Annotated in this window: 22 protein-coding genes; 11 read left to right on the top strand and 11 right to left on the bottom strand. The window is 59.3% G+C overall.

Going from position 1 to position 24,048, the window contains the following annotated elements:
• Positions 1-14 precede the first annotated feature (14 nt).
• Positions 15-779 (bottom strand): ParA family protein, encoded by a 765-nt coding sequence (locus tag J8I87_RS21305; RefSeq protein ID WP_209933828.1) that lies wholly within the window; start codon positions 777-779, stop codon positions 15-17.
• A gap of 423 nt (positions 780-1,202) precedes the next feature.
• On the opposite strand from J8I87_RS21305, the gene J8I87_RS21300 reads away from it, so the two are divergent.
• Genes J8I87_RS21300 through J8I87_RS21290 form a run of 3 tightly spaced genes read left to right on the top strand, consistent with a single transcriptional unit; the run spans position 1,203 to position 3,852 of the window.
• Positions 1,203-1,418 (top strand): hypothetical protein, encoded by a 216-nt coding sequence (locus tag J8I87_RS21300; protein WP_209933827.1) that lies wholly within the window; start codon positions 1,203-1,205, stop codon positions 1,416-1,418.
• Positions 1,419-1,470: 52 nt separating this feature from the next.
• Positions 1,471-2,976, top strand: a complete 1,506-nt coding sequence (gene glnA / locus J8I87_RS21295; RefSeq protein ID WP_209933826.1) for a type I glutamate--ammonia ligase — start codon at positions 1,471-1,473, stop codon at positions 2,974-2,976.
• Between the two features lie 60 nt (positions 2,977-3,036).
• Entirely contained in the window at positions 3,037-3,852 is an 816-nt protein-coding gene (locus tag J8I87_RS21290) for an alpha/beta hydrolase (RefSeq protein ID WP_209933825.1), read from the top strand.
• Positions 3,853-3,882: 30 nt separating this feature from the next.
• Here the strand turns inward: J8I87_RS21290 and J8I87_RS21285 are convergent, their stop codons facing one another.
• Positions 3,883-4,185 carry a hypothetical protein gene (locus tag J8I87_RS21285; protein WP_209933824.1) on the bottom strand — a complete coding sequence of 101 codons (303 nt, stop codon included), beginning with the start codon at positions 4,183-4,185 and terminating at the stop codon, positions 3,883-3,885.
• Between the two features lie 843 nt (positions 4,186-5,028).
• Here J8I87_RS21285 and J8I87_RS21280 point away from each other — a divergent pair.
• A complete protein-coding gene (locus J8I87_RS21280) occupies positions 5,029-6,699 on the top strand; it encodes a metallophosphoesterase family protein (RefSeq protein WP_209933822.1) in 1,671 nt (556 codons plus the stop codon).
• Between the two features lie 109 nt (positions 6,700-6,808).
• Here the strand turns inward: J8I87_RS21280 and J8I87_RS21275 are convergent, their stop codons facing one another.
• The 4 genes from J8I87_RS21275 to J8I87_RS21260 form a co-directional block, all read right to left on the bottom strand.
• Positions 6,809-7,123 (bottom strand): L-rhamnose mutarotase, encoded by a 315-nt coding sequence (locus tag J8I87_RS21275; RefSeq protein ID WP_245254058.1) that lies wholly within the window; start codon positions 7,121-7,123, stop codon positions 6,809-6,811.
• A gap of 81 nt (positions 7,124-7,204) precedes the next feature.
• The gene (locus tag J8I87_RS21270; RefSeq protein WP_209933820.1) at positions 7,205-7,975 is read right to left on the bottom strand and encodes an ATP-binding cassette domain-containing protein; all 771 of its coding nucleotides are present in this window, start codon (positions 7,973-7,975) and stop codon (positions 7,205-7,207) included.
• Between the two features lie 2 nt (positions 7,976-7,977).
• Positions 7,978-8,997: an ABC transporter permease subunit gene (locus J8I87_RS21265; RefSeq protein ID WP_209933819.1), complete on the bottom strand. Its 1,020-nt coding sequence runs from the start codon at positions 8,995-8,997 to the stop codon at positions 7,978-7,980.
• Between the two features lie 62 nt (positions 8,998-9,059).
• The gene (locus tag J8I87_RS21260) at positions 9,060-10,082 is read right to left on the bottom strand and encodes an ABC transporter substrate-binding protein (protein ID WP_209933817.1); all 1,023 of its coding nucleotides are present in this window, start codon (positions 10,080-10,082) and stop codon (positions 9,060-9,062) included.
• Positions 10,083-10,388: 306 nt separating this feature from the next.
• Between J8I87_RS21260 and J8I87_RS21255 the strand changes: the two genes are divergently transcribed.
• From J8I87_RS21255 to J8I87_RS21225, 7 genes are all read left to right on the top strand, one after another.
• Positions 10,389-11,243: a phytanoyl-CoA dioxygenase family protein gene (locus tag J8I87_RS21255; RefSeq protein WP_209933816.1), complete on the top strand. Its 855-nt coding sequence runs from the start codon at positions 10,389-10,391 to the stop codon at positions 11,241-11,243.
• A gap of 42 nt (positions 11,244-11,285) precedes the next feature.
• Entirely contained in the window at positions 11,286-12,461 is a 1,176-nt protein-coding gene (locus J8I87_RS21250; protein ID WP_209933815.1) for a LacI family DNA-binding transcriptional regulator, read from the top strand.
• 401 nt (positions 12,462-12,862) lie between these two features.
• Entirely contained in the window at positions 12,863-13,876 is a 1,014-nt protein-coding gene (locus tag J8I87_RS21245) for an aldo/keto reductase (protein ID WP_209933814.1), read from the top strand.
• Positions 13,877-13,924: 48 nt separating this feature from the next.
• Positions 13,925-15,454, top strand: coding sequence for a UxaA family hydrolase (locus J8I87_RS21240; RefSeq protein WP_209933813.1), 1,530 nt, complete (start codon positions 13,925-13,927; stop codon positions 15,452-15,454).
• A 19-nt stretch (positions 15,455-15,473) separates the two neighbouring features.
• Positions 15,474-16,676: a fumarylacetoacetate hydrolase family protein gene (locus J8I87_RS21235; protein WP_209933812.1), complete on the top strand. Its 1,203-nt coding sequence runs from the start codon at positions 15,474-15,476 to the stop codon at positions 16,674-16,676.
• Between the two features lie 825 nt (positions 16,677-17,501).
• Entirely contained in the window at positions 17,502-17,840 is a 339-nt protein-coding gene (locus tag J8I87_RS21230; RefSeq protein WP_209933811.1) for a septal ring lytic transglycosylase RlpA family protein, read from the top strand.
• 537 nt (positions 17,841-18,377) lie between these two features.
• A complete protein-coding gene (locus J8I87_RS21225; protein ID WP_209933809.1) occupies positions 18,378-19,073 on the top strand; it encodes a phosphatase PAP2 family protein in 696 nt (231 codons plus the stop codon).
• 349 nt (positions 19,074-19,422) lie between these two features.
• Here the strand turns inward: J8I87_RS21225 and J8I87_RS21220 are convergent, their stop codons facing one another.
• The 5 genes from J8I87_RS21220 to J8I87_RS21200 form a co-directional block, all read right to left on the bottom strand.
• Entirely contained in the window at positions 19,423-20,364 is a 942-nt protein-coding gene (locus J8I87_RS21220; protein WP_209933808.1) for a copper resistance D family protein, read from the bottom strand.
• The gene (gene copC / locus J8I87_RS21215) at positions 20,364-20,738 is read right to left on the bottom strand and encodes a copper homeostasis periplasmic binding protein CopC (protein WP_209933807.1); all 375 of its coding nucleotides are present in this window, start codon (positions 20,736-20,738) and stop codon (positions 20,364-20,366) included. Before copC ends, J8I87_RS21220 begins: the two co-directional genes overlap by 1 nt.
• A 67-nt stretch (positions 20,739-20,805) precedes the next feature.
• Positions 20,806-21,153 carry a copper-binding protein gene (locus J8I87_RS21210; RefSeq protein ID WP_209933806.1) on the bottom strand — a complete coding sequence of 116 codons (348 nt, stop codon included), beginning with the start codon at positions 21,151-21,153 and terminating at the stop codon, positions 20,806-20,808.
• A 64-nt stretch (positions 21,154-21,217) separates the two neighbouring features.
• Positions 21,218-22,513 (bottom strand): copper oxidase, encoded by a 1,296-nt coding sequence (locus tag J8I87_RS21205; RefSeq protein WP_209933804.1) that lies wholly within the window; start codon positions 22,511-22,513, stop codon positions 21,218-21,220.
• Positions 22,514-22,515: 2 nt separating this feature from the next.
• Positions 22,516-24,021, bottom strand: coding sequence for a TolC family protein (locus J8I87_RS21200; protein ID WP_209933803.1), 1,506 nt, complete (start codon positions 24,019-24,021; stop codon positions 22,516-22,518).
• Positions 24,022-24,048 lie beyond the last annotated feature (27 nt).

Raw genomic sequence — 24,048 nt, 5'->3', positions numbered from 1 at the left:
GCTTGCGCGCAATGCTAGCCCGCCAGTTCCCGATGCAACGCCAGATACTCCTGCGACAGCTTGTGGCGAGGATCGAGATGAATGACGGGCGTTGCGTGCTGATGCGATTCGCGGATCTTGACGGATGATGACAGCCTCGAACCGAGCACGGGCAGCCCTTCGTTCACCAGTTCGTCGACGAGTTGCTGCGGCAGGCTCGCGCGCGGCTGAAACTGGTTGATCACGATGCCTTCGACATGCAGCGCATCGTTGTGATCCTGCTGGATCTCCTTCACGTTATCGAGCAGCGTATAGAGCGCGCGGCGCGAGAAGTCGTCGCAGTCGAACGGAATCAGACAGCGCTCGACGGCGATCAGCGCCGAACGTGTGTAGAAATTCAGCGCGGGCGGCGTGTCGATATAGATCGCGTCGTACATGTCGAGCTCGTTGAGCGCGTCGCGCAGCTTGTAGATCTTGTAGCGCGATTCGAGCTTGCCGTGCAGCGCATCGAGATCGGCATGGGCGGGCATGATGTCGAGATTCTCGAACGGCGTCGGATGAATGAACGACGTCACGTCCACCGGCTTGAAGCTGAACGTCAACGCCGTTTCGAAGAAACTCGCGACGGTCGGGCTGACTTCGTTCGCCCGCGCGCCCAGCAGGTACTGGCTCGAATTTCCTTGCGCATCGAGATCGATGACGAGCGTACGCAAGCCTTCGCTGGCGCTGATGGCGGCCAGATTGCACACGATGGTCGATTTGCCGACACCACCTTTCTGATTGAATACGACGCGCCGCATGTGTCCCCCTCTTCTGGTCCCATGTAACCTGGTTACCGTCAATCCGACTGAAAAACCAGCAGCATACATCAGCCAGATTACCGGGCGACGCGCGGCCATGCATCATGTGTTGCGCGACCGTCGGCGTGCCCCGTTTCAGTGCGCTTTCTTTTCGGCCTCTGCGTGCGTTCGTACGACGCGATTTCATCGCCTAGAATCGATTCAGGCGCATGGCGACCTGCCGCCACGGACGATTCTTTCCCGCCTCCCGCCGCGCACGACGCCGGGCGATGGCATGGCAGGCATCCGCGATGCTGGCTCTGCCTGCGACCTGAGCCGGAGCGGGCGCGATCCCCGGCAGGCAGGCGGCCATGGTTCTGCGGCGGCTGGCCGCTATCCGGCTGCGCCATCTATTGCGCGCGAATTTCTACTCTGGAGGTCACGATGAAAGCAAGCGAAAAAGGCGACCTGCACGCCTTCGTACAAACAGCGGAACAGGCAGGCGACTATGTCTGGGTCATCGCACTCGTCGATTTCGACGCGCGCGAATTGAAACGCGCGATCGTATCCGACGAGACATACACGACCCGCGCCGCCGCGAAGGATGCAGGCGACGCCCGCCTGAAAGCGCTCGAACAGGACCGTCACGCACCCGCGTAGCCGTCCCCGCCCAATGGCGAAGACCGGCCAGGCGCCGCGCAAGGAGCATCCCATGGCCAGCAAGAAGGACAAGTCTGGATCGCCTGTTGGCGTGTCGGTCGAAGCGGGCAGCTATCGGGTCACACGGCCCGATGGCGCTGCCGCCGTCATCGATCTGATCAGACAGCATGAGATTCAGATCATCGATCTGAAGTTCACCGATCTGCCGGGACTCTGGCAGCACTTCTCGATTACCCTGCCCGAAGTCCACGACGATCTGTTCGAAGCCGGCATCGGCTTCGACGGCTCGTCGATTCGCGGCTTCCAGGAGATTCACGAATCCGACATGCTGCTGCGGCCCGATCCGTCGACGGCATTCGTCGATCCCGTTTGCGACAATCCGACGCTGTCGATGATCTGCGACGTCGTGGACCCGGTGCTCAGACAGCCGTATTCGCGTGACCCGCGCTACGTCGCGAAGAAGGCGGAGAACTATCTGCGTCAGACGGGCATCGCGACGACCTGCTTTTTCGGCCCGGAGCTGGAGTTCTTCATCTTCGATTCGATCCGCTTCGGGCAGGACCAGCACAGCGGCTATTACTACGTCGAATCGGCGGAAGGCGACTGGAACACGGGCCGCGACGAAGGCGCATACGGCGGCGGCAACCTCGGCTACAAGCCGCGCTACAAGGAAGGCTACTTTCCCGCGCCGCCGCATGACACGCTGCAGGACATCCGCAGCGACATCGTGCTGACGCTGCAGCAGGTGGGCGTGCAGATCGAAGTGCATCACCACGAAGTCGCGACGGCGGGACAGAACGAGATCGACATGCGTTTTGCGACGCTCACGCGCATGGCCGACAACGTGATGATCTACAAGTACGTCTGCAAGAACATTGCGCGGCGCTACGGCAAGGTGGCGACGTTCATGCCGAAGCCGCTGTTCGCCGACAACGCCAGCGGCATGCATTGCCACCAGAGCCTGTGGCGCGACGACACAAACCTCTTCTACGACGCGCATGGCTGGGCGCTGACGTCAGAGCTATGCCGCTGGTATATCGGCGGACTGCTGCAGCACGCACCCGCGCTGATGGCCTTCTGCGCGCCGACGACGAACTCGTACAAGCGCCTCGTGCCCGGCTATGAAGCGCCCGTCAATCTCGCGATGTCGCAGCGCAACCGCTCGGCGGCCGCGCGCATTCCGATGTACTCGGATTCGCCGAATGCACGGCGCGTGGAGTTCCGCTGCCCCGACCCATCGGCGAACGCCTACCTCGCGTTTGCCGCGATGCTGATGGCGGGGCTCGACGGCATCGAGAACAAGATGGACCCAGGCGAGCCGCTCGACCGCAATATCTACGACCTGCCGCCCGAGGAAGCGCGCAAGGTCCGGCAGGTGCCGGGTTCGCTCGACGCATCGCTCGCCGCGCTCGAGACCGATCACGCGTTTCTGCGCAAGGGCGATGTCTTCACCGACGATGTGATCGAAACGTGGCTCACGTACAAGCGCGCGCATGATCTCGACAGCATCCGGCTGCGGCCGCATCCGTGGGAGTTTTATCTGTATTTCGACGTGTAGCGCGCAATGGGAGCGGCCAGCGACGCACATTCGACGCACATTCGACGCATTAGGCATCGCATGTCCCTGCTCGCCTTCTGCATTCGCATTACGCTCGCCGCCTACGTGATCGCACTCGTCGCGCTTTATTTCATGCAGGACCGCATGCTGCTGCCTTCGGCGCTTCACATGCGCGCGCCGCCGACGGGACACCACGCGGGCTTCGACGTTGCGCCGTGGCAAGCCAACGGCCACTACGCGGGCTATGTCGTCACACCCGCCGCCCGGATGCCGCGCGGCACCTTCATCGTTTTTCACGGCAACGCGGAAACCGCCGAGAACAAGCTGCCCGTCGCCGAGGTGTTCATGCGCGCGGGTTATCGCGTCGTGATGGCCGAGTATCCGGGTCAAGGAAACCGTCCTGGCGAGCGCACGATGAAGGCCGCGTTGTCGGCATCGCGAGAAGCGCTCGATGCCGCCTGCGCGCAATGGGGCGCGCCCGTCTGGCTGGTGGGAGAATCGCTGGGCGCGGGCATGGCTGCGCAGATCGTTCGAGGCAATGAATCGAAGGTGGCGGGCGCGGTGCTCATCACGCCATGGGATTCGCTCGCCAGCGTCGCCGCGGGAAAGCTGCCGCTATTTCCCGTGCGCTGGATGCTGCACGACCCGTTCGATTCCATCGCCGCGCTCGCGCGCTATCGCGGGCCCCTTGTCGTGATCGGCGCGCAGCAGGACGCGCTGATCCCCGTCGCACACGCGCAACGCCTCGCGAGCGCTCGTGCGGGCACGCATCTGATGCTGCTGCCGGACGCGAACCACGACACCTGGTTCGATGCGATGACAACCGGGCGCTGGCAACAGGTGCTTGACTGGTTAGTTGCGAACCAGCCGGGCTGAACGTCGCGCACGTTGCGCGCAACGACGTCATCAATCGCTACGTCTTGCCAGCAGCTCATTGCGGATCAACGCGTGCAGGTCTTCAGCGCTTGGCTGCGTACCCCAACGGCTCGCGCCCGCCACCGACGCAATCGCAAACCACGAGTGCGGCGGGAACCACTCCTGCACCAGCACGCCATCGTGTCGCAGACACAGTTGTCCCGTCAGTTCGCTGTATTCGGCGGACATCGTCTTGCCGTTCGCCTGCACGGTCACGCACGTGCCCTTCGACGAAGGCTGCGCCTCGACGCTGACGCCGTCCTCCTCATGCAGAGGTTCGTATGATGCAGCCATAATCAACAGCGTCCTGCAAGCGTGCTTCTATGGAAACGTCCGTACATCGTCCATGCGAATGTTGCTTTCATCTGGCACCCCCAGCTTCGGATATGGGAAGGGACTATATGCAAATCGCAGTCGTGAAGTGTGTGCGTATGTAAGCAAACGTGAACTACGTCGCGCCGTGCCCGATGCGACGGGGCAAAGTGTAACGTCGGTGCTTATTTCACTTGCAGCGTATGCGCCGTTACAACAGTTCTGAACAGGCACGCCGCAACGTTCCCGTGATGAAAACGGTGCGCGCACGATCGTCTATTCAGATATCGGGGTAATGCATTCCTGCGCGGACCATGCTCTTTTTCATCGAACGATGACGCTCTCGCGAGCCCGCCTTGCTCTGCCCATGCGCCGCGATGCGTTGTCACAGCGAGGTAACACAGTTGGGAATATCGTGTTGCCCGGAATGAGCTTTCCTCCGCGTTCCTTACCAGCGCCGACGCGCCCGCCGCGCTGCGTTTTTCTGCGTCGTGCTCCATCCAACGCGAGATCGAAACATGTCGAAGAAGAACACCCACGCGTTATCCGCGAATCGTCGCACCGGCTATTGTTGACTTGGTTTTTTATCCAAATTGCCAGTGGTGATGTTGCTGTGTGGTCCTTCGAACGCTATGGGAAAGTGGGGGCAACCGGTGGGCAAAGTTCGGGAAACCGAGCGCCCTATTCGGTTATCCGACCTTGTCCACCGGTTGCCCGCACGCGGTTGCCGCAAGGCAACTTTTCCACAGCAATCCCGTCCCCAGAGTTCGGGCGCATACAGCCATCTCGCCAATCCATGCATTGCCACCGGGAAACAATACGTCCATGGTCACGAAAACCTCGCAAGACTCCGCGTCGTTGGCATCACGCCGTGGCTTTCTCAAACTGGCTGGCGCTTCGGGCATCACCACAGCGGCGAACGCAATAAGTCTGTCGGCCAGGGCCGCATCATCAGTGCGCGACGGCACGCCCGAACAGATCCACCTCACGTGGGGTACGGATCCAGCAAGCGAAATCATCGTAAGTTGGGCGTCGCTCACGCAGGCCATCAAACCACGGGTTCGTCTTCGGACACACGAAGGTCTTGAGCATCTGGTACACGCGGTGCAGCGCACTTATACCGACGGCCTGAGCGGCGAGATCGTCTGCACCTACCACGCTCGTTTAAGTGACTTACGTCCCGACACGACATATCAGTACGAAGTCACGGCCGACAATGATAGCAATGCCAGCCAGCCGTTCAGCGCGATGTTTCGCACTGCTGCGCGCGGCCGTCACAAATTCCGCTTCACGAGCTATGGCGATCTCGCGACGCCCAACGTAGGTTGGGTTTTGTCTTCGCTGCAAAGCCGTTACGCCGTTCAAGCCGTCGAACGCTTCGAGCCACTCTTTCATCTACTCAACGGCGACCTATGCTATGCGAACTTGAACCCTACGCAACAGCCGGAGGTTTGGCGGGACTTTGGCAATAATGTGCAGGCATCCGCAACGAATCGTCCGTGGATGCCCTGCCCTGGCAATCACGAGATCGAATTCAACAACGGCAAGCAAGGCTTTGACTCCTACCTTACGCGCTACATGCTGCCCGACAACGGCACACGTTTTGCAGGGCATTGGTATAGTTTCCGCGTGAGCTCTGTGTTGTTCATCTCGCTCGATGCGGACGACGTTATTTACCAGGATTCGGCCGCCTTCGTTGCTGGACCATCGGCGCTGACGCCGGCCGCGAGCACCGGCAATTCCCCGATCGAACCGGGAACCTCATTCTATGTGCGCGGCTACAGCCAAGGAGAGCAGACGCGCTGGCTCGAACGCACGCTGCGCGAAGCCTCGCGTGACGGAGGCGTCGAATGGATTGTGGTGCAGATGCACCAGGACGCGCTCAGTTCGTCGAAGACGGGCAACGGCTCTGACAAGGGCATCCGCGAGGCGTGGCTGCCGCTGTTTGACCAATACGGCGTCGATCTCGTGCTGTGCGGCCACGATCACGACTATGAGCGCAGCCATCCTGTGCGTGGCTGCAATCATTACGCCGGCCGGGATGCGGCTACCGGCGACCGCGTCGATACCCTTCAACCACGGCCTGTGGTGACGTCGCATCGCGCCAATGATCCCGTCGACACGTCACGCGGCACCGTGCACCTGATTCTCGGCGGCGGCGGCACTAGCGCACCACTCGATGTCTACGGCATTGATACGGGTACGGGCCTGCCGCAGGCAATGGTCTTCACTAAGCCCAACCGCCCCGTCGCAAGCGCGACAGGAGGCACATTCGTCCGGCCCGCGCCTGACGCAGTCGAAGACGCGATCTGGTCCGCCCGGCGGGATACCGAGACGGGCTATGGCATCGCAGTGTTCGATGTTGATCCGGGCGAACGCGGCGGCCGTACATCTATCACGATGAACTATTATCATGCGCCCGGTGCGGATCAGAAAGCGACTGCGGATTACGAACTGTTTGAGACTATTGTATTTGAGAAGCCCTGCCGTGATTGATTGTTCGATCGGTCACGGTTTGAACGCGATCGAGCGCAACCTGTCATCTTCGCACTGGCTGCGCTCGGCAGAATCACTCACTTTTTCCTTTCGTCAGGTCCGGAGCAACCTAGTCAATGTGAAACACGTTATCCATCATTGCCCAATGCTCGCCCTGTTTTCGCGACTCAAGGGGCACTTGACATGGGTCGGTCAATTTCCACCACCTTTGCGTTTCGGGATCGGCCGCGATCGCAGCCATATCCGCCTCGAAGTCTGCCCCGACGTATTCCCAGTATCCGAAAAGAAGATTTTCCGGCTCCTTGAGAAATATCGAGTAATTGGTGACATTTGAACGCTGGAGCCGCTCGACAATCGCTGGCCACGGAGCCGCGTGCAGCGCCTTGTACTCGTCGATCTTCTCGGGCTTGATGTGGATGACCATTCCCATTCGTTGCATTAAGTGTTCTCCGTGTTTCGCTTGCGCACCCGAGAGGCGATCTGTCGGATGTGCAATTTTTCATGCTTAGGCTGCAGCCTTCGTAGCGGCGTATTCGTCGCCAACCATCATCTTGACTACTGATTCGCCGTCGGTTTCGCTCACCCGCTTTTCGCCCACGGCCTCGCCGCGTCGAAGAACAAAGATGCGATCCGACACACTGAAAATGTCGAGCAGATTGTGCGAGATCAGAATGACCGAGACGCCTTTTTTCTTCAGCCCAAGGATCAGTTCCATCACCTTTCGCTGCTCTGGCACGCCCAAAGCGGCCGTGGGCTCGTCCATGATCAGGACCCGCGCATTCCAGTAAATTGCACGTCCGATTGCGATAGCCTGACGCTGCCCGCCAGAGAGCATCTTGACCGGACCGTGGATTTTCTTCTCGGGAATGATGATGTCGAGTTGGTCCAACACCTCGCGCGCGACGCCAGCCATGCGCGGGCGGTCGATGGTACTGATGCCGAAGCGACGGTTCACCGGCTCACGTCCCAGAAAGATGTTGCTGCCCACGTCGAGGTTGTCAGCAAGCGCAAGATCCTGGTAGATCGTTTCAATGCCTCTCGCACGAGCGTCGTGAGGGTCACGCATGTCGAGAGGTTGACCATCGAAAAGCACCTCGCCTTCGCTCGGTTGATAAACGCCCGAGATGATCTTGATCAGCGTCGACTTGCCGGCGCCGTTGTCACCACACAATGCGACGACCTCGCCGGGGTACACCTTCATCGACACTTTCTTGAGCGCCTCGACGCCTCCGAAGCGAATTGATACGTTACGCACTTCAAGTAGCGGCTGGTTCATGATTAGACTCCGAGACGTTCCTTGTACTGGTCGATCAGCACCGACACGATGATGACAACGCCAACCGCAATGAACTGCCAGAACGCATCGACGTTAATGAATACGAGACCAAACTCGATCACAGCGATGATCAGAGCGCCGATCAACGTGCCGATCAGGTTGCCGGTACCGCCAAACAGGCTTGCGCCTCCGATGACGACTGCGGCGATGGAGTTGAGCAGCATCGGTTCGCCAGCCGTGGCCGATCCGGCAGAGAATCGAGCCGTATAGACGATGCCGCCGACTGCAGCGAACGCTGCCGCGAGCATGTAGATCACGATCTTGTGGCGACGTACGTTAATGCCTGCTCTGGCGGCAGACTGCTCATTACCACCTACCGCATAGGTATATTGGCCAAAGCGGGTGCGCGACAGGATGAAGTGCATGGCGGCCAGCAGTACCACCGTGACAATGACGGGATTCCACCCGGAGCCGAGCCATTGCAGTCCCGGGTTATCCACCGAGACAGTCATGCCGCTGCCTGCAGCGAGGAAGCCGGCACCACGGGCAATACCGTACATCCCGAGCGTCCCGATAAATGCGGGAACACGATATCGCGCAACGAGCGTACCGTTGATAGCGCCTGGAATGACTGATACAGCAATAGTCAGCGGCACGGAGAGGCCAAGCGCCCACGGCGATGAACCTCCGAGCAAAGTGAACTGGGCTGCGCACACCGCCGCAAGGCCCATGACAAACCCCACGGACAGATCAATGCCGGCAGTGATGATCACGAACGTCTGACCAATCGCGAGAAGCATCGGTGCACTTGCCGCAAGTGCTATCGACTGCAGGTTATAGGCATTGAAAACGAAGGAGCGCTGCTGAATTACCTGCGACCAGATTTCAAAGAAGAGGCACAACACCGCCAGAAATAGCCAGGGCCAAAAACGGCCGATCAGGGCCTTGTAGTCGATCGTCCTGGGAGCCCGCGATATGCCAGTCGCTCGTGGCTGACCGGAAAGTGAGGTGGCTTTTTGCATTGCAATGTCTCCAGATAGCTCCGCAAATCACAACGGCGGTTTCGAGCCGCCGCCGGCACAAATCAGTTGGAGTAGATGTATTGCTTGACGTCAGCGTTGTCGATGTTGGACTTGTCCATCACGACGAAACCTGTGCTTTTCTCCGTCGGAACCGGCTTGCCGCGGATTGCGTCGACTGCATATTTGACGCCGTAGTAACCCATGTCGGCTGGGCGTTGGGCAATCGCATAGTCGACCAGGCCACTCTTGATATCCTTATCGATACCCGGGACGGCATCGAAAACGATCAGCTTGACCTTGCCGCTTTTTCCGGCCATGTGGATCGCCTGCGCCACGCCTTTGCCGGAGAAGGTATTGGTGCCGAATACGCCGGATAGACCCGGCTCACGCGCCATCGCACCCGATACATCCGAAACAGCCTTGTTCGCGTCGTCTTCGCTATACAGCGTCGGCAGCACCTTGATGTTCGGATGCTTCTTCATTTCTTCCTGGAAGCCCTGCACCCGCGCATCGGTACTCGAGACGCCCGGTTTGAGGCTTTCGCAGAAGACGATGCCCTTTTCGCCGATCGCCTTGGCGAGCGTTCGTGCGGCAATACGTCCGCCTTCCTTGTTGTCAGACGCTACGAACGAAAGCGGGAAGTCCGCGTTTCCGCTGCCCGTCTGATACCGCCCGGTGCCGATATACGTATCCACAGTGATGACCTTGATTCCCGCATTCTTTGCTTCCGTCAGCGGCTCAATCAGTTGCTGCGCGTCGACGGGAGAAACCAGGATCGCATCGGGACGCTTGGCAATGAATGCCTTGAGGATCGGCACCTGCTCCGTCGTGTTCCAGCTTTTCGGAAGCTGGAAAAGCAGCTGGGCCTTGTCCTCCGCCGCCGCCTTCTGGGCACCGTGGTACATCGTGAAATAGAACGGATCGACCACCCCGGGCAACAGGGCCACGACCGGATGATCCTTGTCCGCGTGCGCTGCAGGTGCGGCCAGCGCCGAGAGCATAAGCGCGCCCACGACTGCACTGATCACACGACGGCGTGTGCGCACGGGGCGCGTTGTGCACAGCGGCTTCTTCAAGCTGTTCATGTCTGTCTCCTGTCTCTTTCCGGGTTTGAAAACTCAAGTGCCTGCGGGCTCGCGGCGAAACGTTTAGCGAAACGTTTCGTTGAATCTAAGACCTCTTTTCCGCAAAGTCAATTAACCTCGGGTAAACATGGGCAAATGAGATTCGAAATGCCCTAGATGGCCGTTTAATCTGCGGCTACTTGGTGGAAACCCGGATGTATCTATCGATCCATGCTTGCTATAAATCCCCTCAGCGAAACGTTTCGCTAATCGTTTCGCCCGCTAACGAAATTGACGGAGACAGAACTCATGTACACGAGACAGGCGATGCATGAACTGGGTATCAGCGACAAGTTGGCCAGCGCGCAACTGAAGGAACTCGACGAAAAAGGATTTTTCGTCGTCGAAGATGTGCTGAGCCCGGACGAGTGCCGCTCGATGGCCCGCGAATTTGAGCGGCTCCATGAAGCCGAGCGCCTCACGGGTGGACATGAAGTTCACGTCGAGCCCGGTGCGCGGCGCGTGTCGAACATCTTCAACAAGACGTCAGTGTTCGACAGGTGCCTCGAACTGCAGCCGGTGCTGGCCACAGCCCACAAGCTGCTGGGGGAGATCAAGGTGCATGGCGCCAATCTCCGCGATCCGGTGAAGGGGTTCGGTCACCAGCAATTGCACGTCGACGTGCCGAAGTGCTTCGAAGATGACTGGTGGGTGGTGAATGCGGTCATCCTGTTTGACGACATGACGCTGGACAATGGCCCGACGCGGGTGGTGCCCGGTTCGCACAAATGGGCACCGATTAACGTGCCTGTTGTAAACCAGGGCGACTGGGAACCCGGCCCCATTTCCGAAGAAGACCGCAAACGGATTCCCGCTGATCTGGACGCACCGTACCCGGGCGAGGTCTATCTGACTGGTCGGGCTGGCACCGTCTTCATCATGAACGCGTCGGGCTGGCACAGCGGCACACTCAAAAAGAACGACGCATACCGTCGGGTACTGCATCTCACGTATACTCGGCGTGACCTCCCGCAGCAGCTCGTCCAGATCGACCATCTCACCCCGGAAATGTACGAGCGGATGTCACCTGCACAGCGCTTTCTGCTCGAAATCGAGCCGCCCCGCACGCCGGACGGCATCTTGCGGCAGCCGAAGCGCGAGCATGCGGGATGGTGGAACTGAACGGGTAGGAAGCTCGGGGCACAACTGCGTGGCAGGAAAATCATGGCAACAATGAAGGATGTCGCACGTCTTGCGGACGTAAGTCTGGCTACCGTCTCGGCGGTCCTGTCGGGATCGACCTACGTGAGTCCAGACCTCACGGAGCGCGTGCGCGTCGCTGTCAAGGCGTTGGGTTACGCTCCGAACACAGTCGCGAGCAGCCTGAAAAAAGGCACCACCAAGCTATTGGGCCTGGTCGTCCCGGACATCACAAATCCATTCTTCACCGAGTTCGTGCATTCCATTCAGAAGCGCGCTCACGCCCAAGGCTACTCCCTTCTGTTATTTGACAGCGATCGGGATCTTGAACAGGAGCGTGCCTATCTGCGCATGCTCCGCGCCCATCTGGCCGTCGGCACGATCCTCTGTGCGTCGGCACCCGAAGAAGCCTACGACAAGGTTCGTTCGGAGATCGGAATCATGCCCGTTGTAACGGTTGACCACGTGGTCTGCCCCAACGAATGGGATTCAGTTGCTCTCGATAACGTTGCCGCAGCACGCCTTGCAGTACAGCACATTCTGGAATTTGGCCATCGGCGCGTCGCAATCATCTCCGGTCCGCAGAACCTGCTGCCCGGTCGAGATCGCTTGCGCGGCTTCACCCAGGCGATCGCAGCCGCGAATCTGCCGGTCAATCCCGACTACGTGCGACAGGGCGCATTCGGTGAGCAAGACGCCCATACCGCAGCGCTTGAGCTAATGAGTCTCCCTGAGCCGCCGTCAGCTATCTTCGTAGCCAATAACCAGATGCTGATTGGCACGATGCGGGCATTGGCGGAAAAGCGTTTCACGTGTCCTACGGACGTATCAGTCACCGCGATCGACGATTTCCCATGGGCGAACGCTTTCTCTCCCGCGCTGACCACAGTACGGCAGCCCGTTGACGCGATGGCCGAAGCGGCGCTCAACATGCTGCTCGAGCGCATCAGGGGAGACGAGCGAAGCCCTCGGCATATGGTCTTTCCGCCGGAACTGGTCGTGCGTCAATCGTGCAGCAGTCCGGCGGCGGTCGGCAAGACGGAAAGCCAGCGGATTGCAAGCGCGACGGCACGCGACAGTTCCGGCAAAAAGTCGCGCGTGAAGAAAACGGATATAGCGGGAACGGAAGAAAACATCGATCTTCCGACGGCTGCCCGCATCACATTGCGGCCTGGCACTCTAGGCAAAACTGACGGCTGACATTGATCATCGCATTACACATGCGATGATCAACATTATTAGGATTCCAGATTGACAACGTCGTCATTAATTCTCGTCGTCAATGCGGGTCAGGCACGACCTGGCGTTCGATGCGCTGGTGTACGTGCGTCATCTACCACATCTCGCCAGGTAAGAACGTTGTGTGCAAGTTCTCCGGCATGGCGACAGAGGCGCCTCCGGGTTATGCCGCCTTGTCCTCCTTTGGAAAACCGGGCGGCGATCTTTGTAGAAACAGCCCACTCATTTTACCGGCTGCGAGATCACGCCTGCGCGGGTGAGACTGGAATCAGCGGGCAGCGTGTTATCCGCAGCCCGCCGGTTAATGATCAAGAGCACTTGCATTGCGCTCGGCGCGGCGAATCGATTGCGAAGGAGACAAAATGGAAATCCAGAAACGACTGTTCCGGCCAGCAAATGGTGGTACTTTTCCCAGCCCGATCGGCTTCGGAGGCGCGCCTTTGGGCAACCTCTTTTCAGTCGTGCCCGACCAGCTTGCTGAGGATACGATACGGGCCGCGTGGGAAAATGGAGTCAGATATTTCGACACGGCACCTTTCTATGGCACCGGCCTGTCGGAGCGGCGCCTGGGGCAGATACTCCGCGACATGCCGCGTGATGACTTCATTCTGTCGACGAAAGTCGGCAGGCGGCTCATCCGTGATGAGTCAGTGCCGTCGATGCAGCATGGCTACGTCAATGGCCTGCCTTTTCGCGTCGAATACGACTACTCGTTCGACGGTGCGTACCGATCCATTGAGGATAGCTTGAAGCGCTTGGGCGTTGACCGGATCGACGTGATTTTCATCCACGATATAGCCGAAGACACGCACGGCCCCGATTGGGAGAGGCAGTACCGCACCGCTATCAACGGGGCAGCCCGGGCGCTATCCGACATGCGCGCACAAGGCATGATTCAGTCGTGGGGCCTGGGCGTCAACCGGGTTGAACCGTGTGTCAGTGCTCTGGCTGACTCGGACCCCGACATCTTCCTGCTCGCGGGGCGTTACACCTTGCTGGATACAACGGCCCTGAAGAGCCTGATTCCTGCGTGTATCCAGTGCGACGCGAAGCTGGTGATCGGCGGCCCCTATAACTCCGGCCTTCTTGCTGGAGGCACGACGTTCGAATACAACACCGCACCGGGAGAAATGGTCGAGAAGGCATCCCGGATGGCAGCGCGCTGCGCTGAGTTTGGCGTGAGCCTCAAGGCCGCAGCATTGCAATTCTGCAGCGCCCCTGAGCCTGTTTGCGCGGTAATCGCAGGGGCACGAAATTCTGACGAGGTTCATGAGAATGTGAAACAGATGTCCGTGCGCATCCCACCAGGCCTTTGGCAGGCGTTGAAACACGATGGCCTGATTCCGGAGCACGCGCCCGAACCCACGCCGCGATAGACGCCTCGGCGCGCCCCTCACTACACGAATCAGACGATCGGAGACAGTATGGAAACTTCAACAGCGGACGCAGATGTCACCGTGCGACTGCATCCTGATGACGATGTGATCATCGCGCGACAGCAGCTTGTGGGTGGCACAAAGGTGGACGGTGGCCGCGTAACCGTCCGGGGGCTGGTCGCCCCTGGCCACAAGGTCGCCTCACGTGCCATCCAGCAAGGCGAGCCGGTTCGACGGTACGGGCAGATCATCGGCTTTGCCTCGTGCGACATCGCTTGCGGTGACCACGTCCACACGCATAACCTGTCGATGGGCAGCTTCGACCGTGACTATGCGTTTGGAAAAGACGCGAAGCCAGCGCCCGTCGCGAGCCGCGCAAGCTTCATGGGCATCGTCCGTCCTGATGGACGCGTCGCGACGCGCAACTACATCGGCATTCTCACGTCCGTGAACTGCTCTGCGACGGTTGCACGTGCCATTGCGGATCACTTCAAACCCGCATTGCTACGCGACTATCCGAACGTGGATGGAGTCGTTGCACTCACGCATGGCCAGGGTTGCGCGATCGACTCACAAGGCGAAGGCCTGGCACTGATCCGTCGAACACTCGGTGGATACGCACGACATCCTAATTTTGCGGCTGTGCTCATCGTCGGACTCGGGTGCGAGACCAATCAGATTGGTGGCCTACTCGAAAGTCAGGGGCTGGAGGCGGGCAACGCGCTGAAGGTCATGACCATTCAGGCCACGGGAGGCACGTCACGCACAGTGGCGGCTGGCATCGAGGCGGTGCAGACGATGCTGCCGGAGGCCAATCGAGTGAAGCGGGAGGCAGTCGACGCAAGCAATCTCGTGGTCGGTTTGCAGTGCGGCGGGTCCGACGGCTATTCGGGTATCTCGGCGAATCCAGCGCTTGGTGCTGCAGTCGACCGTCTTGTTGCCCACGGCGGCATTGCCATTCTGTCCGAGACACCGGAAATATACGGCGCCGAGCACCTGCTCACCCGCCGCGCTATTTCACGCGAGGTCGGAGAAAAGCTGATCGAGCGCATTCACTGGTGGGAAGAATATTGTGCGCGCATGGGCGCAGACCTGAACAACAACCCGTCGGCGGGTAATAAGGCAGGTGGCCTGACGACGATCCTCGAGAAGTCGCTGGGCGCTGTCGCCAAGGGCGGTACGACGAACCTGGTTGACGTGTATCGCTATGCAGAGCCGGTATCCGCACACGGTCTGGTCTTCATGGACACCCCGGGCTATGACCCCGTCTCGGCAACGGGCCAGGTAGCAGGCGGAGCCAACCTGATCTGCTTTACAACGGGGCGCGGCTCCGCGTACGGCTGCGCCCCTTCGCCCTCGTTGAAACTGAGCACCAATAGCGAACTATGGCGCAGACAGCAAGAGGATATCGACCTGAACTGCGGAGAGATCCTCGACGGAACGAAGAGCGTCGACGAAATGGGCCAGCAGATTTTCGAACTCATGCTGGCAGCCGCATCGGGTACGCGATCAAAGAGCGAACTTCACGGCTACGGACAAAATGAGTTCGTACCCTGGCAGATCGGCGCGATCACCTGACCTTCACACAGAGAACATCATGAATACATCAACCCAGTCCAACTGGCTGCCGTCTGATCTGGATTCAGCGCTCCTCGTGGGCCGCTTATGGCGACATACCGAAGCGGGCGAAGGCCCATGCGTGATCGCTGTCCGTAAGGGAGAAGTCTTCGATATCACTGCGTCCGCACCGACGATGGCGGACCTGCTCGATCGCGACGACCGCGTGCAAATCGCCAGTGAGGGGCGGGGGGAAGCTCTGGGGCCTGTCAAAGAACTCCTGATGCAGACCCACGCGGCCCATGCCTCCGGCAAACAATATATCCTCGCACCATGTGACCTGCAGGCTGTCAAGGCATGTGGGGTCACCTTCGCCGTCAGTCTCATTGAACGCGTGATCGAGGAAGAGGCCGGAGGCGACCGCGACAAAGCGGCTAGTGTGCGAGAAAACATCACCGCACTGATCGGCACCGACCTGTCAAAAATCCGCCCGGGCTCTGATGCCGCGGCAAGACTGAAGGAAGAGCTGTTACGCCGTGGCGCGTGGTCGCAATACATGGAAGTCGGCCTTGGTCCGGACGCCGAGGTCTTCACCAAGTCGCAACCTATGTCGGCCGTCGGCTTCGGCGCCCCCATCGGACTATTGCCTTCGTCGGCCTGGAACAACCCGGAGCCTGAAATCGTTTTGGCCGTCGACAGTAACGGCGAGCCGGTCGGCGCCACGCTTGGTAACGACGTAAACCTGCGCGATATCGAAGGACGCTCCGCGTTACTGCTTGGTAAGTGCAAGGACAACAACGCCTCCTGCGCGATCGGCCCATTCATCCGCCTCTTCGATGGCGACTTCACTCTCGACACCGTTCGACAGACGAGCGTGTCTCTGCGCGTGGAAGGCGCTGATGATGGTTTCGTGCTGGAAGGTGTGAGTCACATGAGTCAGATCAGCCGCGACCCGGCAGATCTCGTCGCGCAAACCCATGGCGATCACCACCAGTATCCAGATGGATTCATGCTCTTTCTCGGCACGATGTTTTCGCCAATCATGGATCGTGATGCCCCGGGATCGGGCTTTACCCACCACCTCGGTGACCTCGTGACAATCTCGGCTCCGCCCCTTGGTGCGCTAGTCAACACCGTCGGTTTATGCACGGAAATCGCTCCGTGGACCTTCGGTGTTCGTGCGCTGTATCGCAATCTCAGCAGCCGAGGACTAACAGGTCGAGACATCTTACGTCTGTCCTGACCAGGGTATCCACACTGGATGCGCCCGCGCGGCTTCGTCACCACCAGCATTACAGCGGAAAGAAGCGGATCGAAATCGCGCACGAACACATCATCCTTCTCATTCAACCCGACGACCAGAGCACAGTCAGGCCGGCTGTGGAAATAAACGTCCCAAACACTGGCGTCGGTCGGAAAGGTCTGTGTGAACGGACATTCGCGACTGTTTAGTGAGTGCTTCTTTTGTGGCCGAGAGTACCAATTGGATAAAGGTTCTATAAAGCCGACGTTGAGGTCCGCCACGTCGGCTTTCCCGAGATTAGTTTGAACGCGAACTGACGGCCGGTATCATCCGTTCGCGAACACTGCAGCGTCGAGATCAAAACGTCTCTTCGGGCCAACAAGCGATCATCCGATTCGAGCGCAAAAACATCGCAGCCCAAGCATCGACATGAGGCAACGTATAATCCAACAACGGGGCAACGGACTCCCGCGCCGGAACGGAATCATGGCGCTGACTTCCTTCTGGCTTTCCACAATGCGGGAATAGAGTGGTCAACTCAACGGCGTTGCGCCATAAACTCGGGGCAAAATGCGTGTAACCCGTCGCGCGTCGCTTGTCACCTAAAGTATGGTTAAGATGCGACATAACCCTGCCACGCCGCCAACGCAAACTTTTGGAGACCGTTAGAATCACGTCTCAATTACTGGCGGATGCTCTATGGTGTTATCACTTCGCTATTTGGGAGTCTTGGGAATCTGCGCTTTGTTCACTGCTTGCGGACAGATTCCGTCCGAGCATGCTATGTGCAGAGCTGATTCCTGTCGCCTTCGGAACGAGCACGAGATGTTGCAATCCGGTGAGGCGTCATGGTATTCGGTAACGTTCCAGGGGCATCTGACCGCAAACGGAGAACGCTACGATGGTGTCACCTTGACTGCCGCCCATCGAACATTACCGCTCGGCAGCTATGTGCGCGTCAGATCGTTGGCTACCGGAAAGTCGGTTGTCGTTCGCATCAACGATCGTGGACCATACATCAAAGGCCGGATTATCGATCTCTCTTACGCTGCGGCGAAAGCCCTGGGTTTGCCAGACGCGCGGTCGATGCGCGTGCAGATTGAACGTGTGGAGAAGACACAGACGGGATCGGACGAGAGCGGAACGTTGACGACAGAGCCGTGAAGTTCTGGACGGTGCTTCTGAGCAATGCTGAGAGCACGTACTCTATCCAGTCCCGGTAGCTCATTTCGCGCTCATGGCAAACGCAGACTGTCGCAACCAAGCGAACTTCCACACGCCAATTCGCAAACTGATCAAAGGGCTGGGCCTGACCAGTTACGTTCGGACACACTTCGTTGCGAATCAGAATACGTGCGCCATCTAAAATCCGCGCACGGAGAAAAAACATGGTCAAACTTTTGAGTGTTGTTTCGCTCGCGGTTAGCTTGTCAGGCTGCATTGTCGTTCCACCATACAGCTACGCGCCTGCGCCGGCCTATGGATATGGGCCGGCGTACTACGCGCCACCTTCCGTCGATGTCGGCATCGGCTTCGGCGGTTACGGGCACGGCTGGCGGAGATAGCCCGTTGCGGCACTACCGGCTCCGTTGACGAACGCGTCGCTCGAACCGAATACAGGCACGATAGTCTTTAAGACGGTTCGTATTCATCGCCCTGACCGGGCCACCTACTCGAGAACCGAAAGAGATTGGTGCGGCAATGAACAGTTTCGATACAGCAGTCCAGATCTTCCTGACGCACAACGCTTTCCACTCGCCGGCAGTGAATCACGCGATAAGGGTGATAGCGGGCCAGGTCATATTCAAAGGCCTCGTCCTTATACCCGTGTTGTGTTGGATGTGGTTCAAACCGGGGCCGCGTGGTGAATGGAAGCGTGAGATGATCATCGCGACGGTCATAAGTGGTCTTCTATCGCTTGCGAGCGGCAGGCTTCTCGCATATTGCTTGCCGTTCCGGCAGCGGCCGCTCTACAGCCCGGAAATGCACCTGGACTTTCCCTCTGTCGGCCTGCATGATGCCGTCGTGCGCACGTGGAGTTCCTTTCCTAGCGATCACGCGATGCTATGGATGTCGATAGCGACGGGCATCTTTCTTGTCTCACGACGCGTCGGCACGCTCGCGCTGTTGTACACAGCTATCTTCATATGCCTGCCGCGGGTGTACCTTGGGTTGCATTATCCGACTGATGTTCTCGCGGGAGCGGCCATCGGCGTAGCCATCACGTGTATCGCAACGCGGGATTTTGTCAGATCACGTCTTGCAGGACCGATCCTGCGATGGATGAACGGTTATCCAGGGCCTGCTTATATGCTGGCGTTTCTTTTGTCTTTTGAACTGATTACCCAGTTCAATGAACTATTCCTGTTCTTCAGGGCGGGTTGGAAGGCGTTATAAACACGCGGGGGTTTCCCCTTCTGTCGCAAGCATGCCCGGCCTGTCTGACAAGCCGATGAAATCGACGCAGTCGCCTGGCAACGCCTCGTATCTATTTCACCTGCGAGCATATGTGGGCTTTCGCACACATGCCGCGCCAATCGTAGGCACCGTGAAAACTATATCCCCTGGATGAGCCTGTTATGAACTTCCAAGTACTGGAATTGCATGGACAAGCATAAGCATGGAGAAGACGACAAAGTGAAGACCGGCCAGTGTTTCTTCGCGCGAAAAACGGGTCGAGTTCCTCGGGCAGTCGGGGCTGGGCGCGCGCGACGTTCGGACGTTGTCTTTACTCTCCGATCGCAGTTCATGTGGTCCCTGGCAGGGGACTGGATGCAAGAACTGCTGCGGCGACCAGCACACCGGCCAGTACGACAGACTCGGCATGCAAAACAGCGGCAAACCGTTTCAACGGATGGACAGTGGCTTCCCGTTGGGCACCCCTTAGCGAGGCGAGAAGTCGCGGCATCTCGAAGAACCGGTTGTGTCCACCGAGCGCTGCGGCGATGAGCACCAGCACAAACTTGAGCAGCAGCACTTGCCCATATGACGACGTCACCAGGCTCTCCGGTGAATTCACTCCGCGCCAGCCGCTGTATGCGCCGGTGATAAAGAGAATAACCAGCGCGAGCGTGGCGGTATAAGACAGCGACTGAACGAATACCACACTGTTCGCACGCTCTGTGACGGGCGCATTGAACATGCGCGGCACAACGATATACGTTGTCACGAGAACGAGTCCGGCCCATACGCTGATAGCGAGCATGTGCAACCAGTCGACCCAAACCGGAAAGCTCAGCACGCCCGCATCGACAGGATGGCCCGCGTGACTGCGTGACATTGCGACGCTCGCGAGCCCGAGCCAGATTGCCGGCTTGAAGCGTATCGGATGTCCAGACTGCGCGAGCGACAGAATGAGCACTACCAGCGACGCTGCTGCGCCTGCCAGCCATGCGTGACCAAAGCTGGTTTCCATCAGCATCGAGCGAACGGCGGGTCCTGCGTCCACGAGCGAGGATTCGCTCATCAGCGCGCAGTGAATCCAGAACGCGACGGCACTGGAGACGATCGCAGTGAACGAACCCATGCGCAAGGTAAGAAGCAAATGCCAGCTGACCCTGGTCTGCCATCGCGATGTACTGCGAGACAACCATGTGTCACTTAGCAATGCGCCCACAAGCACGGTGAAACTGATGTTCTGGAGCGCCACAAATGCCAGCCGCAAAACGCCGAGGAAACCGTCGTTCATCACTTCACCGCAAAAGTGTAGGTGCCTTTCGTCTTGTGAGCGTCATGTGTCATGACGGCCCATTGCACTGTGTAGGAGCCAGATGCAAGCTTCGGAACCGCGACCATCAGCACGCGCGGGTTCGAAGAGTCGACCTTGGCTTTTTCGTTGGTCGCGGGCGCACCGGATGCATCTACGACCTTGATCATGCTGAACGAAGACTCCAGGTCCTCGTTAAAAGTGAGGCGGAGCGACTCTGGCGATACATCGACTGTGCTGCCAGCCGATGGCGTTGCGCTTTCCAGTTTACCGTGGGCGAATGCGAGCATAGGCGAAAGCACAAGCGTGGCGGCTGCCGCTGCACGAGCAATAGAGTTACGCATCAATACGTTCATGATTGTTACCTCCCTTGTTTGAATCGGGGCGCTCTCGTTGCAACATGTCTGGCGCCCCAGCGGATACTCATTGCTTTTGCAGCTTCGTCACCGTGAGGGAGCCGTCAATCTCCTCTGCGACGAAATCAATCATGTCGCCGGCCTTTACCTGGGACAGCATGGCCGGGTCCTTGACCTTGAACACCATCGTCATCGCTTCCATATCGAGGTTTTCGAGCGGACCGTGCTTGATGGTCAGCTTTCCAGCGGTGGCATCCACTTTCTTGACCTCGCCGTGCGACATGCTGCTCTTCGCGCTCGTGCCCTGTTGTGCACCGCTTGCCATATTCATGTTGCCCATGTCACCGGCCGCATAGGTGCTTGCAGAAAAGGCCACCGCACACCCCATCACAATCGAAACAATCGCGTTCTTCATCACGCTCTCTCCCACAGTTGAAATAACAAATCCCGGCTGGAATCATGTCCAGCCTTCTACGAACTCAGCTACCCGGCAGTTCACCCGTGTACTCGTACGCAACGGTTCCCTTCGGGTGTTTGAACCAGCCCGGGTCGCGGTAATCGTTGCGGCCGAGTCCCTCCCGCACTTTCACGACGGTGAACATGCCGCCCATTTCCAGCGCGCCAAATGGCCCGGTACCCGTCATCATCGGCAGCGTGTTGTCCGGTAGCGGCATCTCCATCTCCCCCATCGAGCCGCCGGAACTGCCCATCGCCATGTAGTCCGGCACAAGTTTGTTGATACGTTTCGCCAAGTCCTTCTGCGGTACGCCAATCAGGTTCGGAACCTGATGCCCCATCGCATTCATCGTGTGATGCGACTTGTGACAGTGAAACGCCCAGTCACCGGGCCGGTTTGCCGTGAACTCGATGGCGCGCATCTGACCGACTGCGACGTCGGCGGTCACTTCCGGCCAGCGAGCGGAAGGAGGAATCCATCCGCCGTCGGTTCCTGCGACCTCGAAGCTGTATCCGTGAAGATGAATGGGGTGATTGGTCATCGTCAGATTGCCGAAGCGAATGCGCACCCGGTCTCCTGCGCGTACGGGCAACGGGTCGACGCCAGGAAAGACCCGTGCATTCCACGTCCACATGTTGAAGTCCGTCATTTCGTTGACGCGCGGCGTGAAGCTGCCCGGGTCGATGTCGTAGGCGGACATCAGGAACACGAAGTCGCGGTCCACCTGCATGACGCTGCGGTCTTTCGGGTGCACGATGAACGTGCCCATCATCCCCATGGCCATCTGCACCATCTCGTCGGCATGCGGGTGATACATAAACGTGCCGTGTTTCTCGAGCTGGAACTCATAGACGAACGTCTTGCCGGGCGGGATGTGCGGCTGCGTAAGACCGCCCACGCCGTCCATCCCGGATGGCACCAGCATCCCGTGCCAGTGAACCGTGGTGTGTTCCGGCAGTTTGTTGGTCACGAAGATACGGACCTTGTCACCTTCGACAGCCTCGATGGTCGGGCCAGGTGCCTGGCCGTTATAGCCCCAAAGGTTTGCCTTCATGCCTGGCGCCATTTCGCGAACGACCGGCTCGGCGATGAGGTGAAACTCCTTCCAGCCGTTCTTCATCCGCCAGGGCAGCGTCCATCCGTTCAGCGTGGCCACCGGCGTATAGGGGCGACCATTGGGCGGCACAAGCGGCGGCTGGGTCGCCGTTTTTTCCATGATTGCCGCTTCTGGAAGTGCAGCCGCACCCGCCTTGCTGACCAACGCCGCGCCGAGGAGCGCCGCCCCTGAGCCGCCGAGAAAATTTCGACGTGAAATCATGTTCACTTACCTTCTGAATTCGTCGGCGACGCGGGCTGCGTCCCGGGAGCGGGCAACGGCGAGTCCTGCATCGGAGCCGGTGCTGGTTGTGCGGCAGGAGTCGGCGCTTCAGCGCTGCGCGGTACGTCGGGCGTTTGCGCCATGGCAAGCGGCGGAAGCCGGCCACCCAGCGACTGTTGAAGGTCCGTCTCCGCAAGCCAGTACTCTTTCAGTGCGTCGATGTATCCGTTGACGGCCGCAACCTGGTCGCGCGAATCGGCGAGCAGTTCGAATACGCTTGTCAGCATGCCGTTGTAGCGCAGCAGCATTTCATCCGAGATGGTCTTGCGCACAGGCACGACTTCATCGCGGTAGTGCCTGGCAACGTCGTAGCTCGTCACGTAGGCGGAGTACGACTCGCGAACCTCGGAACGTGCATCAATCGCCGTCTGCGCGAGCCGGTTCGCCGACTGCATGTAGATGGCTTCGGCCCGTGCGACTTTCGCGCTGCCCCAATCGAAGATGGGAATGTCGACGCTGATTTCGTACCCGTGCTCGTGCCCCTTGTCGGTCTCGAAGTTGTCGAGATAGCCGACATCCAGCGCATTGATGAACCGGGTCGCCTTGCTCAGACCCAGCGAAGTTGCAACGCCTTGTGTTCTCAGTTTCGCCGCCTGAATATCCAGGCGGTTTTGCATCGCAAAGCTCTCGACGTCATTCAGTTGAGGCCTGTCCTTCGGCACGTCAGGCAGACGGTCCGGCAGCTTGTACTGGGTTCCTGCGCCCCACAAGCCCATCGTGCGTGTAAGCTTCTCTCGGGCTACGACCGACTGCTGCCGGGCCTTGGCCAGTTGTGCGACCGACTCGGCGTAGAAAGCCTGCTCGCGCGCATAGTCGAGCTTGCTGAAATTGCCGGCCTGACGCATGCGCAACGCGAGTTCTGCCCCAGCTTCCGCCGAGTCCTTGACCTGGGCGGCGTAAAGAGCGGACTGCTCCGTAGCTACGGCGTTGACGTATGCTTTTCTGGCATCAGCAGCGACGATGAGCATCGCGTTGGCCGTCTCAAGCTTCGTCTGCTCAAACCGGCGGCTCTCAATGCGGGTCGCCACCGGCAGAGTGAGCACACCCAGCACGCCCATCGAGAAGGTCCGGCTGATGCTGATGCCATCGCTCCAGTGCGTCCGGCTGAAGCTAAAACCCGGATTGGGCAGACGGCCCGCCTGCACGAGGTCAGCCTCGGAGATGCCGAGTTCGGCGTACGACGCCTGTAGTCCCCGGTTGTTCAGCAGCGCGACCTGAACCGCATCGTCCATACCAAGCGGCTTCGACAGCAGTTCCTGAGTGCGCTTGAAAACGGCGTCGCGGTCTTCGTCCGTTTTGACGTAGACCGCATCCTTGCCAAGCCGCTCAGACGCGGTCGTCAATACGGTGTTGAATCCCCCGTCCCTGGAGAACGTCGTGCAGCCGGCAAGGAGTGTTGTCGCGATAGCGATGCATGCCACGCGGTTAGGAGCGAGGTATCGAATCATTTCGACTCCCCTCCGTGCTCGTGCCCG

This window comes from Paraburkholderia sp. LEh10 (assembly GCF_017814945.1).
Classification (GTDB): domain Bacteria; phylum Pseudomonadota; class Gammaproteobacteria; order Burkholderiales; family Burkholderiaceae; genus Paraburkholderia.
Note: the sequence above shows the minus strand (reverse complement) of the source record. Positions and strands in the feature narration are given on the sequence as shown.